Source organism: Paractinoplanes brasiliensis (assembly GCF_004362215.1).
In the GTDB taxonomy this organism is placed as follows: domain Bacteria; phylum Actinomycetota; class Actinomycetes; order Mycobacteriales; family Micromonosporaceae; genus Actinoplanes; species Actinoplanes brasiliensis.
Genome location: NZ_SNWR01000001.1, coordinates 5642745 through 5658197 on the forward strand (window position 1 = coordinate 5642745; position 15453 = coordinate 5658197).

The 15453-nt window shown below is 71.0% G+C and carries 15 protein-coding genes; 7 read left to right on the forward strand and 8 right to left on the reverse strand.

Features of this window, described 5'->3' with window-relative positions:
* Nucleotides 1-57: 57 nt before the first annotated feature.
* Entirely contained in the window at nucleotides 58-2376 is a 2319-nt protein-coding gene (locus tag C8E87_RS25550) for a HelD family protein (RefSeq protein WP_133875434.1), read from the forward strand.
* A gap of 40 nt (nucleotides 2377-2416) precedes the next feature.
* On the opposite strand, the gene C8E87_RS25555 is transcribed toward C8E87_RS25550, so the two are convergent.
* A complete protein-coding gene (locus C8E87_RS25555; protein WP_133875435.1) occupies nucleotides 2417-3328 on the reverse strand; it encodes a sigma-70 family RNA polymerase sigma factor in 912 nt (303 codons plus the stop codon).
* A gap of 224 nt (nucleotides 3329-3552) precedes the next feature.
* Here C8E87_RS25555 and C8E87_RS25560 point away from each other — a divergent pair, with 224 nt between their 5' ends.
* Nucleotides 3553-4068 (forward strand): DUF456 domain-containing protein, encoded by a 516-nt coding sequence (locus C8E87_RS25560; protein WP_133875436.1) that lies wholly within the window; start codon nucleotides 3553-3555, stop codon nucleotides 4066-4068.
* 100 nt (nucleotides 4069-4168) lie between these two features.
* Here the strand turns inward: C8E87_RS25560 and C8E87_RS25565 are convergent, their stop codons facing one another.
* Both C8E87_RS25565 and C8E87_RS25575 read right to left on the reverse strand, forming a co-directional pair.
* Nucleotides 4169-5452 carry a D-alanyl-D-alanine carboxypeptidase family protein gene (locus tag C8E87_RS25565; protein WP_438866192.1) on the reverse strand — a complete coding sequence of 428 codons (1284 nt, stop codon included), beginning with the start codon at nucleotides 5450-5452 and terminating at the stop codon, nucleotides 4169-4171.
* Nucleotides 5453-5592: 140 nt separating this feature from the next.
* Nucleotides 5593-6021, reverse strand: a complete 429-nt coding sequence (locus tag C8E87_RS25575; protein WP_133875437.1) for a hypothetical protein — start codon at nucleotides 6019-6021, stop codon at nucleotides 5593-5595.
* 200 nt (nucleotides 6022-6221) lie between these two features.
* Here C8E87_RS25575 and C8E87_RS25580 point away from each other — a divergent pair, with 200 nt between their 5' ends.
* Complete coding sequence (locus C8E87_RS25580) at nucleotides 6222-6569, forward strand: histone-like nucleoid-structuring protein Lsr2 (protein ID WP_133875438.1); 348 nt, start codon at nucleotides 6222-6224, stop codon at nucleotides 6567-6569.
* A 34-nt stretch (nucleotides 6570-6603) separates the two neighbouring features.
* Here the strand turns inward: C8E87_RS25580 and C8E87_RS25585 are convergent, their stop codons facing one another.
* The 4 genes from C8E87_RS25585 to C8E87_RS25600 all read right to left on the reverse strand — a co-directional run bounded on the left by C8E87_RS25585 (nucleotide 6604) and on the right by C8E87_RS25600 (nucleotide 9024).
* Nucleotides 6604-6807 (reverse strand): hypothetical protein, encoded by a 204-nt coding sequence (locus tag C8E87_RS25585; RefSeq protein ID WP_438866112.1) that lies wholly within the window; start codon nucleotides 6805-6807, stop codon nucleotides 6604-6606.
* A gap of 66 nt (nucleotides 6808-6873) precedes the next feature.
* Nucleotides 6874-7332, reverse strand: coding sequence for a MarR family transcriptional regulator (locus C8E87_RS25590; RefSeq protein ID WP_133875439.1), 459 nt, complete (start codon nucleotides 7330-7332; stop codon nucleotides 6874-6876).
* A 70-nt stretch (nucleotides 7333-7402) separates the two neighbouring features.
* Nucleotides 7403-8545, reverse strand: a complete 1143-nt coding sequence (locus C8E87_RS25595) for a PP2C family protein-serine/threonine phosphatase (RefSeq protein WP_133875440.1) — start codon at nucleotides 8543-8545, stop codon at nucleotides 7403-7405.
* A 92-nt stretch (nucleotides 8546-8637) separates the two neighbouring features.
* Nucleotides 8638-9024: an ATP-binding protein gene (locus C8E87_RS25600; protein WP_239080018.1), complete on the reverse strand. Its 387-nt coding sequence runs from the start codon at nucleotides 9022-9024 to the stop codon at nucleotides 8638-8640.
* 167 nt (nucleotides 9025-9191) lie between these two features.
* On the opposite strand from C8E87_RS25600, the gene C8E87_RS25605 reads away from it, so the two are divergent.
* The 4 genes from C8E87_RS25605 (at nucleotide 9192) to darG (ending at nucleotide 13958) form a co-directional block, all read left to right on the forward strand.
* Nucleotides 9192-11042, forward strand: coding sequence for a sigma-70 family RNA polymerase sigma factor (locus C8E87_RS25605; RefSeq protein ID WP_133875442.1), 1851 nt, complete (start codon nucleotides 9192-9194; stop codon nucleotides 11040-11042).
* 10 nt (nucleotides 11043-11052) lie between these two features.
* The gene (gene fgd, locus C8E87_RS25610) at nucleotides 11053-12051 is read left to right on the forward strand and encodes a glucose-6-phosphate dehydrogenase (coenzyme-F420) (RefSeq protein WP_133875443.1); all 999 of its coding nucleotides are present in this window, start codon (nucleotides 11053-11055) and stop codon (nucleotides 12049-12051) included.
* Between the two features lie 136 nt (nucleotides 12052-12187).
* Nucleotides 12188-12868 (forward strand): type II toxin-antitoxin system toxin DNA ADP-ribosyl transferase DarT, encoded by a 681-nt coding sequence (darT, locus tag C8E87_RS25615; protein ID WP_133875444.1) that lies wholly within the window; start codon nucleotides 12188-12190, stop codon nucleotides 12866-12868.
* Between the two features lie 4 nt (nucleotides 12869-12872).
* A complete protein-coding gene (darG, locus tag C8E87_RS25620) occupies nucleotides 12873-13958 on the forward strand; it encodes a type II toxin-antitoxin system antitoxin DNA ADP-ribosyl glycohydrolase DarG (RefSeq protein ID WP_133875445.1) in 1086 nt (361 codons plus the stop codon).
* Here darG and C8E87_RS25625 read toward each other — a convergent pair.
* Complete coding sequence (locus C8E87_RS25625; RefSeq protein WP_166661238.1) at nucleotides 13939-15159, reverse strand: glycosyltransferase family 2 protein; 1221 nt, start codon at nucleotides 15157-15159, stop codon at nucleotides 13939-13941. The genes darG and C8E87_RS25625 overlap by 20 nt on opposite strands.
* Between the last annotated feature and the right edge of the window lie 294 nt (nucleotides 15160-15453).

The following is a 15453-nucleotide window of genomic DNA, read 5'->3' on the forward strand; positions in this document are numbered from 1 at the left end:
AGTCTGGGCGTTTGCCGAGCACGAAAAAAGGCGCCTCAATAAGGGCGCCGACGCCGAATGTTACCACTAAGGGGAGTGGCTTTGTCAAGCTTCGCCGCGGCGGATTTCCAAGCCGAACAGGCGTACCTCACCACCCTCTACAACCGGCTGGACAGCCTGCGCGCGCAGGCCGACGAGCGTCTCCGCGCGATTCTGCTCGAGGCCGGCGGCACCCCGCAGGGCCGCGCCCAGCGTGAGGCGACCCGGGCGCACTACTCCGAACAACTGGCCCAGATGAATGCGGTGGAGAACGCGCTCTGCTTCGGCCGGCTCGACTTCGTCGCCGGTCAGCCCCGCTACATCGGCCGGATCGGACTGTCCGCCGAGGAGCACGACCGGGATCCCCTTCTCGTCGACTGGCGCGCCCCCGCGTCGCGGCCGTTCTATCTCGCCACCGCGGTGTCGCCCGACGGGGTGAAACGCCGCCGGCATCTGCGCACCAAGGGCCGCACGCTGACCGGCATCGACGACGAGGTGCTCGACCTCGAGGCGGGCGAGAGCGGCGGCCGCGAGGACGTGACCGGGGAGGCGGCGCTGCTGTCGGCGCTGACCGCCAACCGCACGGGCCGGATGCGCGACATCGTCGAGACCATCCAGGCCGAGCAGGACGAGGTGATCCGGGCCGGGCTGCCGGGGATCATGGTGGTGCAGGGCGGCCCCGGCACCGGCAAGACCGCCGTCGCGCTGCACCGCGCGGCGTACCTGCTCTACACGTACCGCGGCCGGCTGACCAAGCAGGGCGTGCTGATCCTGGGGCCCAACCCGACCTTCCTGCGCTACATCTCGCAGGTGCTGCCGTCGCTCGCCGAGACCGGGGTGCTGCTGGCCACGCTGGGGGACATGTTTCCCGGCGTACGGGCGCGGGCCGTTGAACCCCCGGCCACGGCGGCGCTGAAGGGCAGCACCGCGATGCTCGACGTCCTGGCCCGCGCGGTGGCCGACTGGCAGACCGTGCCGGACACGTACGCCGAGGTCGACCACGACGGATATCCGCTGCGCATCGAACGGTCGGTGCTGGAGGACGCGCGTGCCGTGGCCCGCCGCTCCGGACGCCCGCACAACGTGGCCCGCTCGATCTTCGTGACCGAGGCGATCCACGCGCTGTCGCTCGAGATCGCCGAGCGGATCGGCGCCGACCCGCTGGGCGGGGAGAACCTGCTCTCCGAGGCCGACCTGGCCGAGACACGCCGCGAACTGCGCGAGGACGTCGACGTGCAGCAGGCGCTGTTCGACTTCTGGCCGGTGCTCACCCCCCGCCGGGTGCTGCGCGAGTTGCTCAGCGACCCCGACCGGCTGGCGTCGGCCGCCGCCGGGCTGACCGAGGCCGAGCAGGCCCTGCTGCTGCGCGATCACGACGCCCGGTGGACGCCGGCCGACGTGCCGCTGCTCGACGAGCTGGCCGAGCTGCTCGGCGTCGACGACACCCTCAAGGCGCGCCAGGCCGCGCAGGAGAGGCGCGAGGCCATCGAGTACGCCGAGGGTGTGCTCGAGATCGTCGAGGGTTCCCGGTCGCTCGACTTCGAGGACCAGGAGGAAGAGATTCTGTCCGCGATCGACGTCGTCGACGCGAGCGCGTTCGTCGAGCGGCACGAGGTGCTCGACACCCGCACCGCCGCCGAGCGGGCCGCCGTCGACCGTACGTGGGTGTTCGGGCACGTGATCGTCGACGAGGCGCAGGAGCTGTCCCCGATGGCGTGGCGGCTGCTCATGCGGCGCTGCCCGAGCCGCTCGATGACCGTTGTCGGCGACGTCGCCCAGACCTCGGAACTGGCCGGCACCACCACCTGGGAGCAGGTCTTCGAGCCGTACGTGGCGCAGCGCTGGAACCTGGTCGAGCTGACCGTGAACTACCGGACGCCGGCCGAGGTGATGGCGGTGGCGGCCGACGTGCTGGGCGCGCTCGACCCCGCGCTGGAACCGCCCCGCTCGGTGCGGACCGCCGGCGTGGATCCGTGGGCGCTGCGGGTGCCGGCGGTCGCGCTGGCGGCCGAGACCATTGCGGCCGTACGCGTGGAGGCCGCCGAAGCGGGTGAGGGGCGCGTCGGCGTACTGGCGCCGGAGGGTCTTGCGGCGGATCTCGGGCGCGCCCTCGTCGAGGCGGTGCCGGGCGCGGCCGTTGGCGAGCAGCCCGACCTGCTCAACCAGGTGGTGCTGATGACCGTACGGCAGGCCAAGGGTCTGGAGTTCGACTCGGTGATCGTGGTCGAGCCCGACCGGATCATCGCGGAGAGCCCGCGCGGCCTGTCCGACCTCTACGTGGCGGTCACCCGCGCCACCCGGCGGCTCGGTGTGCTGCACACGACCGACCTGCCCAAGGTGCTCAGCGCGCTGGCATGACGAAAGAGGGCTCGGCTTTTGCCGAGCCCTCTTTCCCTGGTCAGGCGGCCGTGAGTGGTCCGCGGCTGTACGCGGTGTGGCCGTGCGCGTTGCTCAGCGCCAGCCGGCTGTGCACCGAGGTGCTCTCGGCGATCGAGTTGTAGTACGAGGCCCGGCGGCGGGCCGTGATGCTCTCCGGGTTGTCCGGAACCGGCGCCAGCTCCGGGTTGAGGTGGGTGTTCAGGCCGTCCTTGAGCAGCGACAACGCCTCGGCGCGAAGCTGCGACACCCGCGACTCGGTGACGCCCAGGTCGGCCGCGATGTCGGCCATCGGCCGCTCCTGCAGGAAGTACTCGGTGACGACGACCTGCAGGCGCTCCGGAAGCGAGCCGATCGCGTGGTGCAGGTAGCCGATCTGCTCGCGGCGCAGCAGCATGTCCTCCGGGCCCGGCGTCTTCTCGGTCACCAGGTCGTCGGCGCTGCTGGTCGTGAAACCCTGCAACGACAGCACGGTCGCGCGCTGCACGTCGGTGTCGGTCTGCTTGAGGTCGCTGGTGGTGGTGCCCAGGGCCTGGGCCAGCTCGTCGGCGGTGGGCGTACGGCCCAGGGTCGTGGTCAGCGCCTGACGGGTCGTGTCGGTGGCGCGGGCCTTGGTGCGCACCGAGCGGGTCGCCCAGTCCAGCGAGCGCAGCTCGTCGAGGATGGCGCCGCGGATGCGGGTGCTGGCGAAGCGGTGGAACGGGATGCCCCGGTTCGGGTCCCAGCCGCGGGCCGCGGTGACCAGGGCGTGCAGCCCGGCGCTGGTCAGGTCGTCGCGGTGAATGTGGTTGGGGATGCGGCTGAGCATGTCGCGCACCAGGTGACCGACGAGCGGCATGTGGGTGCGGATGATCTCTTCCTGCTCGGCCGGGGACAGCACCGTCGTGGCGGCGGTGTCGGCAACGAGGTCGGCAGCGTTCGCGATGCTGGTCATGTGTGTTCTCCCCGTGGTCGGCGGCCCTTGCTTCGCAGGGGCTCGTCGGCGTTACACAGGGAGGTTCGTCAGCGGGTCGGTGCGGGCTGAGTACCACAAGGGTGCGCAAAGGTTGTTGTTCCCGAGGCCCCGCTATCTCTCTCACCATCGGGTGTGGCTGTGGGTTGGTTGAGAACTCGGGGCCGTGTCTTTGCTCCGTTGCCCCGGCCTGGCACCTTTGGCGCATGGACCTCACCGACAGCGCCTGGCTGATCAACCTGGTCGCCGGGGTGGCGATCGCCGTGGGCGTGGTCGGCGTGGTGATCCCAGTCGTGCCCGGCCTGCTGCTGAGCTGGGCCGGGGTGCTGCTGTGGGCGATCTTCGGCGAGGGCAGCGACGCGGTGCGCTGGCTGGTGCTGGTCGTGGCCACCGCCGTGGCCCTGCTCGGCGGCCTGATCAAATACCTCGTGCCGGGGCGCCGGCTCAAGACCGCGGGCGTGCCCAACTCGGCGCTGCTGGCGGGCGGTCTGCTCGGCGTGATCGGCTTCTTCGTGATCCCGGTGCTGGGGCTGCCGCTCGGGTTCGTCCTCGGCGTCTATCTGGTCGAGCGCGTACGCCTCGGGCCCGGCCAGGCGTGGTCCTCCACCAAGTACGCGCTGCACGCGGCGGGCATGGCCATGCTGATCGAGTTCACCGCCGCGCTGGCGGTGGCCGTCGTCTGGGTCTTCGGCCTGCTCTGGTCGGGCTGGGCCCTGCCCTGAGCCGCCGGGGTGAGCGGCTCGGCGGCGGCCCGGTCAGGCCCTGAGATCAACCCGGCTTGGCGGCTCGGCCTGGCGACCCGGGCCGGGGCAATGGCCTGGCTCAGGCGCGGCGGCCCGGCAGCGGTCCTGCTCCGGCTCGGGAGCGCGTACGGGGGCGCCTGCGGCGGCGCTGGGTGAGCAGCAGGAGCATCGGTGCGGCGGCCAGCAGCAGCGCCACCGACATCGCCGCGGCCACCGAGAGGATCTGCGGCGGGCGGGAACCGGCGGGCACCGCGGCGGCGGGCGCGGCCGGCTCGGCGGCCGGTGCGGCGGTCGCGGGCGCCACCTCCTGCGGCGAGACCAGCTTGCCGACCGACTCGTCCCGCGGCAGCGAGAAACCCCAGTCGAGCAGCGCCGCCCCCTGCTGCCAGCCCCGCAACGGACGCGCCTCGGCCCCGAGCAGCGTCACCACCAGGCGCCGGCCGTTGCGCTGGGCCGCTCCCACGTAGCTGTGCCGGGCCAGCGTCGTGAAGCCGGTCTTGCCGCCCAGCGCGCCCGGATAGTTGAAGATCAGCTTGTTCTCGTTCTGGAACTGGAACCCGCCCTTCTTCAGCTTCGGCTGGGCGGGCATCTGGGCCGTCCTCGTCAGCACGTACCGGCGGAAGTCGGCGTTCGCGAACGCGACCCGGGCGATCAGGGCCAGGTCGTACGCGCTGGTGAACTGCCCCGGGCCGTCCAGCCCCGACGGGGTCGCGGCGTGGGTCTGATAGGCGCCGATCCGCTTGGCCAGCGCGTTCATCTCGCCCACGGTCCTGCGTACGCCGTCGGGACCGCCTCCGCCGGCCAGCCGGGCCAGCGCGTTGGCGGCGTCGTTGCCCGAGTTGAGCATCAGGCCCAGCCACAGCGTCGAGATCGGATAGGTGCCGCCGACCACCAGCCCGACCGCCGAGCTGCCCGGCTCGATGTCGAGGTCGCCGCGGGTCACGGTGATCCGCTTGTCCGGGTCCAGCTTGTCGATCACGGTGGCGGCCAGCAGGGTCTTCTGCACGCTGGCCGGGGTGTGGAAGACGTGCGGGCCGCAGCCGCCGAGCACCTCGCCGGTGTCGAGGTCGGCCACCATCCAGGTGGTCGCGGTGACCGCCGGGGGCTGCTTCGCGCCGGCCGGGATGATCAGGCCGTGGGTGGCCAGCGCGTCGCCGCCGATCGCGCTGCCCACCGGGTCGTCGGGCGGGGGCTTCGGGGCGGGGGGACGGTTCGGCGGGGGCGCCACCTTGGGCTTGGGACAGGGAATCTCCGACGGAGCCTGCGCCGAGGCCGCGCGGGTCAGCGCGGCCGGGGCAGCGAACGCCGGGGCAGCGGGAGCCAGGGCGGCGGAGGCAGCGAACGCCGGGGCAGCGGCGGCCAGGGCGGCCGCGGAGGCGGCGGCCGGGGCAGCGGCGGCGGAGGTAGCGGCGGAGGCCGGGGCTGCGGCGGCGGACGCCGGGGCGGCCGGGACGAGGGCAGGTAGAAGGGCGGCGGCGCAGGACGCGGCCAGGGCACGATGGATCAAGGCCAGGAGACCCCCGCCTCGAGCCGCTGATCGAGAAGCTGCCGCAGGGGAACCGTCTCGCCGTCGCCGCCGCCCGCGCCGACGATCAGCCGGGGCATGCTCGGCGTCAGCTCGGCGCCGGTGAAGCGGGCGCGCAACGAGGCCGGCACGGTCAACACGTAGTACTCCCCGTCCTCGCCGACGGCGACCGAACGGTTCGATTTGAGGTACCACCCACGCACATGGGTTCGATACGTGGCCCGGCCGTCGAAGGTTCGAGCCTGCAGGGTATGAGCCGGCAGCCCGCGTTCGGCGGCGCGGCGGACGAAGTCGTCGAGCAGCGCCGCCGCCTCGCGCGCCTCCGCGGCCCGGCCGGCCTCGAGCGCGGCCGCGTGGCCGGCGATGGCCTGCCGTCGCTGTTCCTGCCAGTCGGCTTCCCGCTCCATGCCAGCGACCCTAGGTGATGTCCCGCCGCCCGGCCAAGCCGAGCTTTCCGCGCTGATTCCGGCGAATGCCCGTACGGTCATTTCAATACTTAGTCGGTGCGGGCCGGGGAAAGAATTGCGAATTCGCGTCGGACGGTTGCGCGAGATGGCCGTTTCGAGCAACACTTGGCGCGGTTGGTCGGGCGGACTCGGGAGTCGTCATGGCGCGGCAGGTAATCACCACTCTGATCGACGATCTGGACGGAAAGAAGGCCGACCGTACGGTCGAGTTCAGTCTGGACGGCATTAACTACACGATCGACCTTTCCGAGGCCAATGCGGGGAAGCTGCGTAAGGCCCTGGATCCGTACATCAACGCCGGCACCCGGCTCGGCCGCGCCGCCGGTCGTGTGCCGCCCCGGCGTGCCGGCGGCGGGCGCACCGCGGGGTCGCGCGACGAAAACCGTCAGATCCGCGAGTGGGCGACGGCCAACGGGCATCAGATTTCCGAGCGCGGGCGTATTCCACAGAGCGTGACGCAGGCTTACCGCGCGGCGAACGGGCGCTGACCGAGCCGCGCCCGCCGCGCGTGCGAAATGCGCGTCAGGAAAGGCGTAGCCGGGGCAGCCGGGACGCCACCGATTCCAGGGCCTTTTCGTCGCCCGCATACCAACCCGACTCGCGCGGCCAATGGGTGATCACGTCGGTGAACCCCAGCTCCCGGGCGCGGCCCACGGCGTCCTCGAACGTCTCGGCGCTGCTCGGCGAATAGACCGGTGACGAGTCGAGGTTGAGGTAGCGCGGCATGGCGTCGCGGGCCTGGCCGGCCGCGTCGGGGGCCGTTGGCGGCCACCACGAACGGCCGACGCTACCTCACGCCGTACGCAGGGATTTGTCCTCGGCCTCGCCCCCGGCGGCCGCCGCGAACGCCTGCAGCGCGCGCACCAGCTCGTCGCGCCGGCCGTCCGGCATCCGCCCGATCACCTCGGCCAATGCCCGGCGGCGGCGTTCGCGCAACTCGTCGAGCAGGCGGCGGGCGGCCGGGGTCAGCAGCAGCCGCACCTCGCGCCTGTCCCGCGGGTCGGGTTCCCGGCGCAGCAGGCCGGTCGCCTCGAGCCGGTCGCAGAGGCGGCTGGCCGACGACGGCACGACCTCGAGCGCCTCGGCGAGGCGGCTCATGTTGGTGTGCCGGTTGCCGGCCACGATCGTCAGCACGCGCAGCTGGGCGGGCGGCACACTCGGTTGCTGCCCGGCCCCGGCCGAATCGAGGACCGACACCAGCGCGTCCACCGTCGACTCGACGGTGGAGGCGACGTCGGAGACCCGGTCCATGGCGGATGTTCCCCTGTTCGTCAGGCGGAGCATGAGGATGCGCCTAGCCTCTACCCGCGCCGGGGAGGATTCATGCCGTCCCGCGGAGCCAATCCAGGCACACGATGACGGCGTCGTCCTCCTGCTCGGCGCCGGCGTGGTATTCGCGAAGCGCGCGGATCACCGTACCCACTGCCTCGCTCGGCGGTTGCAGGCGTGTGCGGCGCAGGGCGCTGAGCAGACCCGTTTCCCCGTACGGGGTCCGGCCGCCGGGCTGGGCCGAGTGCACGCCGTCGCTCACCACGAGCAGGCGGTCGCCCGGCTCCAGCTGCACCTTCTGGATCTCGTACCGGCTGTCGCCGAACATGCCGAGCGGCAGCTGCTGTTCCAGACTGACCGCGCGGATGTCGCCCTCGTGCGCGATCAGGGCCCGGGGCGAGCCGGCGTCGACCGCCTCGATCGTGCCGCCGACCAGGTCGATCTCGAGCAGCAGGGTCGCCAGGTGGGCGGCGCCGCCGTGCCGGGAGTAGAGCGCGTCGGAGGCGAGTTCGGCCTGCTCGACGATGTTGGCCCCGGACCGGCGGGCGTTGCGCATGGCGTTGACCACGACAGTGGTCAGCAGCGCGGCCTCGATGCCGTCGCCGTGCCCGTTGAGCACGGTGAGGGTGAGCCGGTCGTCGGTGACGGCCCAGTCGTAGTGGTCGCCGTACATCGCGTACGCCGGTTCCAGCTGACCGGCCAGGCGGAACCGTTCGCCGCTGAGCGAGCGGCCGGGCAGCAGCTCCCACTGCAGCTCGGCGGCCATGGTGAGGCGCTGCCGGCGCGAGACCTGGCGGTAGCGGTCGGTGTCCTTGGCGGCAGCGCGCAGGGCCAGGGCCAGCTCGTCGGCGATCGAGGTGATCTCGGTGCGGAGCTCGCCGGTCAGCGTCTCGGTGAGCTCGACGCGCAGCACGCCGATGCGGTCGCCCCACGTGCTCAGGGGGAGCAGCAGACGCCGGGAACCGTTGTCGGTCACCGGCTGCTGACTGCCGAAACACCGCTGCTCGAGGGGGCCGCCGGGCGGCGAACCGGGTTCGAGGACGGGCCACAGGGCGCCCATGGTCAGGTCGGTCAGCAGCACCTCGGTCGCGCTGACCGGGAACCAGGTGCGCAGGTGCTCGGCGACGACCTCGGGGAGCCGATCGGGCGGCGCAGCGCGCAGGAACGAGCCGACAGATGCCGGACGAACGGACACTCGATCTTCCCCTCTGTGTGTGCGTATGGAGGCAATAGTTGTTGGAGAGCAAGCATCATAGGTGCTCGCCCTCCGCCCGCCGACACGAGGTGCTACGCGAACGACTTCTCGAAATGGATCAAGCTGCCTCGCCTCGGCACGGAGGTCATGCGTACGTTCTCGCCCAGGGCTTTGATCAAGGCGAGCCCGCGGCCGCTCTCGCTGGACGAGTTCGCGGAGCCGACGGCCTCGGGGTCGAACCCGTCCCCGGCGTCGCGCACGTCGATCGAGCACCGGTTGTCGGCCACGTTCAGGCTGACCTCGAAGTTCTCGGTGCCGCCGGCATGGCGTACGACGTTCGAGCACGCCTCGGTGATCGCGATCTCCAGATCGTTCTGCGCATCCTGGTCCACCTGCAGGACGGCGAGGGCGGAACGCAGCATCCGCCGGACGGTGGGCACGCTGCCCGCCTCGCGAGGAAGGTCCAGCTGGACTGTCATACGCATGGTCCCCTGTTTCCCGCTCGGGCTGCGACCTAATCGTGACGGGCGCCCGGGCGGCTCATCCGATCGCCGCCGGGAAACGTGTTATCCATGGACGGCTTGGGCGTCTCCCTTCCCGTGGCCGGTCAGAGCCACGGCCTGGACGCCCGACGGAAGGTTGGACAATGGCGGAGCAACCCGACACCGCGGTCGTGATCGCCGCGCGCGACGGCGACCCGGTCGCGGTCGACCGGCTCGTCGCCGGATATCTGCCGTTGGTCTACACGATCGTCGGGCGGGCGCTGGAAGGTCACGCCGACGTCGACGACGTCGTGCAGGACGTGATGCTGCGGGTGCTGCGCAACCTGGGTGACCTGCGCGAGCCCGAGGCGTTCCGGTCGTGGCTGGTGGCCATCACGGTGCGCCAGGTGCGGGAACGGTTCCGGGCCCGGCGCGGCGCCCCCGAGGCGCTCCTGCACGAGGACCTCCGTGACCCCGGTGCCGACTTCACCGACCTCGCGATCACCCGGCTCGAGCTCAGCGGCCAGCGCCGCGAGACCGCCGAGGCGACCCGCTGGCTCGACGAGGACAACCGCGAACTGCTCTCGCTGTGGTGGCTGGAGGCCTCCGGCGAGCTCACCCGTGACGAGATCGTCGCCGCCACCGACGTCACCCGTCAGCACGCCGCCGTACGCATCCAGCGGATGAAGGGCCAGCTCGAGACGGCCCGGGTCGTGGTGCGCGCGCTCGCCGCCGCCCCGCCCTGCCCCGATCTGCAGTTGCTGACCACCGAGTGGGACGGGCGGCCCGGCCCGCTGTGGCGCAAACGCATCGCCCGGCACACCCGAGAGTGCCGGAACTGCTCACCCGCCTGGAACGGGCTGGTCGCGGCCGAGCGGCTGCTCGCCGGGATGGCCCTGGTGCCGCTGCCCGCCGGCCTGCTCAGCACCTCGGCGACCGCCGGTGGCTTGGCGGCGGCGAAAACCGCGGGCGGCGCGGCCGCCGCGAAGACGGCCGGTGGCTCTCACCTGGCGGCCAAGGTCGGCTTCAGCCTGTCCCGCAAGGTGCTCACGGCCGCGCTGTCGACGACCGCGGTCGCCGGTGGCGCCACGGCCGTCGTCGTCACCCAGCAGTCCGAGAGCCCGGCGGTGAGCACCGCGGCGGTCGCCGCACCGACGACCCGGCCCGCGCCCGCACCCGCCCCGACGACCGCCGCGCCCACCCCCACCCGTACGGGGAAAATCACCCCCACGGGCAAGCCCAGGCCCACGACCAAGGCGCCAGTGGTGGTCACCGCGAAGGCGAGCAAGAAGAAGGGCGTGGGCGTCTGGGAGTTCACCGGCACCCGCGCGGCCCTGGACGATGTCGGGGCGGGCTGGTACTACAACTGGTCGTCGAACAACAGGAGCATGCCGGGCCCGTCCGACGTCGAGTTCGTCCCGATGATCTGGGGCAAGGACAACGTCACCGCCGCCACCCTGGCCGAGGCGAAAAAGGAGGGCGACGTCCTGCTCGGGTTCAACGAGCCCGACATGGACGGCCAGGCGAACATGACAGTGGAGCAGGCGCTGGCGGACTGGCCCGAGCTGCAGGCGACCGGCATGCGGCTGGGCAGTCCCGCGGTCGCGTTCGGCGGCGACACCGCGGGCGGCTGGCTCGACCGGTTCATGACCGGCGCGAAGCAGAAGGGCTACCGGGTCGACTTCATCACGTTGCACTGGTACGGATCCGACTTCTCCAAGGCGGCGGTCGGTCAGTTCCTCGGGTACGTCGACGCGGTGCACAAGCGCTACGGCAAGCCGGTCTGGATCACCGAGTACGGCCTGATGAACTTCGCCGGATCCCCCAAGTACCCGACGCAGGCCCAGCTCGTGACGTTCATCAACGGCTCGACCAAGGGCCTGCAGAAACGGGCGTACGTCGAGCGGTACGCCTGGTTCGGGCTGCCGGCCGTGGGCGACAGCGCCGACTTCGGGCTCTATCGCGACGGCAACAGTCCGACGGAGGCGGGAAAGGCGTACAAGGCCGCGGGGTAACGTCGGCTCCATGATTCGGTTCGGGTACAAGGCTTCGGCGGAACAGTTCCCGCCGGCGGAACTTCTGAAATACGGCGTGCTGGCCGAGGAACTCGGCTTCGACTCCGTCTTCGTCAGCGACCACCTGCAGCCGTGGCGGCACGACGGCGGGCACGCCCCGGCCGCGCTGCCGTGGCTGGGAGCACTCGCCGCCCGGACGGAGCGGGTGCTGATCGGCACCAGCGTGCTCACGCCGACGTTCCGCTACCACCCCGCGGTGGTCGCCCAGGCGTTCGCCACACTCGGCTGCCTCGCGCCCGGCCGGGCCATCCTGGGCGTCGGCTCCGGCGAATCGCTCAACGAGGTGCCGCTCGGGCTCCAGTGGCCCGACGGCAAGGAGCGGTTCGCCCGCCTCAAGGAGGCGGTGCTGCTGATCCAGAAGCTGTGGACCGAAGACCGGGTGACCTACGAGGGGCAGTTCTACCGCACCGAGAACGCCACCATCTACGACAAGCCCGAGACGCCGGTCCCGATCTACATCGGCGCGTCCGGCCCCGCCGCGACCAGGCTCGCCGGCCGCATCTCCGACGGCTTCATCACCACCAGCGGCAAGGGCCACGCGCTCTACACCGACACGCTGCTGCCCGCCGTCCGCGAGGGCGCCGAGAAGGCCGGCCGCACGATCGACGACCTCGACCTGATGATCGAGGTCAAGGTGAGCTTCGACTCCGACGCCGACAAGGCCCGTAACGACACCCAGCACTGGGGCGCGCTGGCCCTCTCGCCCGACGAGAAAACCGGCGTCGAGGACCCGATCGAGATGCAGCGGCTCTCCGATGCCCTCCCGGTCGAGCGCACCGCGAGCCGCTGGATCTGCTCCTCCGACCCCGACGAGCACGTGAGCAAGGTCGTCGAATACCTCGACATGGGCTTCAAGCACCTGGTCTTCCACGCCCCGGGCCCCGACCAGGAACGCTTCCTGCGCCTCTACAGCTCCCAGATCCTCCCCGAACTCCGCAAGCGCTCCTGAAACCAGGACGAGCCGGGCTCTGGAGACGCGTTCCCAGAGCCCAGCTCAGCTGACGCCGCAAGAGCAGTCGATGACACCCTGATCCGAAACGAACCGCCAATCCGGCGAGGCAACGGATCCGGAGATCGACGACGACATGACTGACGCAGACGTCTCGACCGCAGGCACACGATGGCTCTACCACTTCACCCACATCGAGAACCTGGCTGCCATCCGGCAGGCTGGGAGTCTCAGCTGTGACCTTGTGGCGCGGACCGGAATGACGCACACCGAGGTGGGGGCACGAGACATCAAGGAGTCACGGCGCAGACGCAGGATTCCCATCCATCCGGGCGGACACGTCGGCGACTACGTGCCGTTCTACTTCGCGCCTCGCTCGCCCATGATGTACCGAATCTCCTGTGAGCATCGGGATCGGGTTCCTGACCGCTATCAGGGTGGAGACAAGCCCCTGGTCTACCTGGTCTCCACGGTACGGGCGGTGGTCGATGCCAGTTTGCTGTGGGTTGCCACCGACGGGAACGCTGCGACTGCAACCTCCGAGTTCACATCGAGCGTGGAGGACATGCTCCGCATGATCGACTGGCCATTGATGGAGGCGGAGCGTTGGAACAACACACCGGAGGACCCTGACCGGCAGCGCCGTCGTCAAGCCGAGTTCCTCGTCCACCGGACGGTTCCGCTGGACGTTGTCAGTTGGGTCGGAGTGCACGACGACCGGTTCAGGTCTCGAGCCGGTAACGTTCTGGCCGGTCACAGGCTCGGCCAGCGGATTATCGTCAGACCCGGCTGGTACTACGGGTTCGAACGGAGGTGATGTCATGATCGAAGAAGCTCACGGAAATCTCCTCACGGCCGACACGGACGCACTGGTGAATACGGTGAACACGGTCGGCGTGATGGGTAAGGGCATCGCTCTGCAGTTCAAGCGCGCGTTCCCGGCCAACTTCCGTGCCTACCGTGCGGCCTGCGCTCGTGGTGAGGTGCAGTTGGGCCGCGTGTGGGTATTCGACACCGGCGTGATGGGGCCCCGCCGCTACCTGCTCAACTTCCCGACAAAGCAGCACTGGCGCAGCCACTCGCGGCTGGCGGACATCGCCTCCGGCCTGGATTCGCTGGTAACTGTCATCAAGGAACGAGGGATCGAGTCAGTCGCTATCCCGGCGTTGGGTTGCGGTAACGGAGGGTTGGAGTGGAGTGACGTCCGACCGCTGATCGAAAAGGCCTGCGGCCGGATGCCTGACGTAAGGGTGGTGGTCTACCCACCCGAAGGCGCGCCGTCCGCTGACGCGATGCCGAACGCCACGCCGCGGCCGGCGCTTACTCCACCTCGCGCCCTGTTGATGTCGGCCGTCGACAGGTACCTCGTCCGGGCACGGTTGCAGGAGGTGCGCGAAGGGATCAGCGAACTCGAGATCCAGAAGCTCGCCTACTTTCTTCAGATTCTCGGTGCGCCTTTGCGTCTGAGCTTCGTCCGGGGGACGTACGGGCCCTACGCCGCTCAACTCAGTCATGCCCTCGACGCGCTTGAGGGCCACCACCTGACCGGTCTGGGGGATCGATCGGCTCGGGTCACCGAGTTCGCGCCGATCAACCCGGTCAGGGAGAGCGTTGACGAGGCCGAGCAGCAACTCGCCGGGCGTCCCGACGATCTGGAGCGGCTGGACGCCCTGCTGGAACTTGTCGAGGGGTTCGAGACTCCTTACAGCCTCGAGTTGCTCGCCACGGTGCACTTTGCGTCCGGTCATGAGCCGAGGACGGATGATCCGGCGGCCCTGGCCGATCGGGTGGCGTCGTGGAGCCTGCGGAAGGCGCGATTGTTCACCGGCAAACACGTGGCGCTGGCGGCCGGGCGGCTCGCTGAGCAGGGCCTCTTGCCAGCCGTTCCTAGCCGTCCGACTTCCTGACCGCCCGGAGCTGAGCGCGGCGGCCCGACTTGGCGCCTGTGCCTTCGCCGTTGATGACTTTCAGGTTGGGCTGGGTTTGCCGCAGGCCCTGGATACGGCGGCGGCGGGCGCCGACCTCGCGGCGTTCGGGCTGGGTGGCGCCGGGGGCGAGGCGCCACTGGGTCTGGGCCGAACGGGGTTGAGTGTCGGGGCCGCCGAGCCGGGCCGGGTGGCCGTCGGGCAGTGCCGGCGGGGTGCTGTTGCGGGGGTCGTGGCGGTGGAACGGTGGCTGCACGGGTGGAACCCTGCGGCTGGGGTGGCGCCGGTCCGCGTCGGACCAGCCTTTGGCGCCGGTGAACTGGCGTACGGTGGTTCGCTCGCGGGCCAGGCGCTCGTCGGTGCGGCGGCCCTCGGCCAGGGACTCCACGGCGCGGCGGTCCAGGGCACGGCGTCCGGCGCCGGTTTCGTCGTTGAGCGGGGCGCGGCGGCCGAGGCCGGGGTAGGAGAAGTTCCGCGTGGGGGCGGGCGGGGCCCACGTCGTACGGTCGGTTCGGCGCAGCTCGCGCAGGGTGGCGCGCAGCCAGTGGCGTAGGCGGGGACGGTCGGCCGGGCGGTGAGCCGGCGGCAGGGCGACGCTCGGCACCTCGGCCACCCGCAGGCCCCGTGCGGCGGGGCGCAGGGCGAGCAGCGCGCCGATCTCAGGACCGTCGCCCCAGACAGCCGCCGCGCGAGACGCGGAACCGGCCGCATGAGAGTGGGGGAAGGCGGGGTCGGCGAGGCCGAGCGATGGCACGGCGTCGCGCCAGAAGGCGGCGTACCCGAAACCGGGGTCGGTGCGGCGGATGCCCAGAACGGCGTTGCAGAACCAGATCAGCAGCAGGTCGGCCCAGCGGCGGAGCCGCCCGCCGGTCAGATCGCGCCCGCCCGCCGAGTAGCGGGAGCCCATCGCCACGTCGGCCCCGGCGGTCAGTGAGCGCACGAACCGGGGAATCTCGGCCGGGTCGGTGGAGCCGTCACCGTTGAGCGTCACCACGATGTCGCCGTGGGCCGCCCGGACGCCGCACGCGATCGCGTTGCCCGGGCCGGGCCGCGTGGGGGGCACCAGCACGGCGCCCGGGCGGGACGACAGGTCCAGGCCCGCGCCGACCACGATCACCTCGTCGACCGGGGGCAGTCCGCGCAACAGGAGCTCGAGCCCGGCGGAATCGCGGGCCGGGATCACAACGCTTACTGAGGGTGACGAAGTTCGGCGGTGGCTCGTCGCTGCGGAAAGCGGCGAAGGAGGCATGGCGGTGCTCCTCAGGCTTGTTCCTGATCAAGAAAACTACCGGTCGGCAACCGAACAGCAACTCACCGGAACGGTGGAGGACGACCATCTTCGTGGACCGTCCGGGACCCGCCCGACGGCTCTTCGGAGTCCGATAAAGCCGGTTCGTCACTACGCTGCGTACGGGAATGGGGGGTTGGGGGTAGGGTTTGATCCGTTGCGCCGAATGTCCTGGAGGAAGAGGAAAAC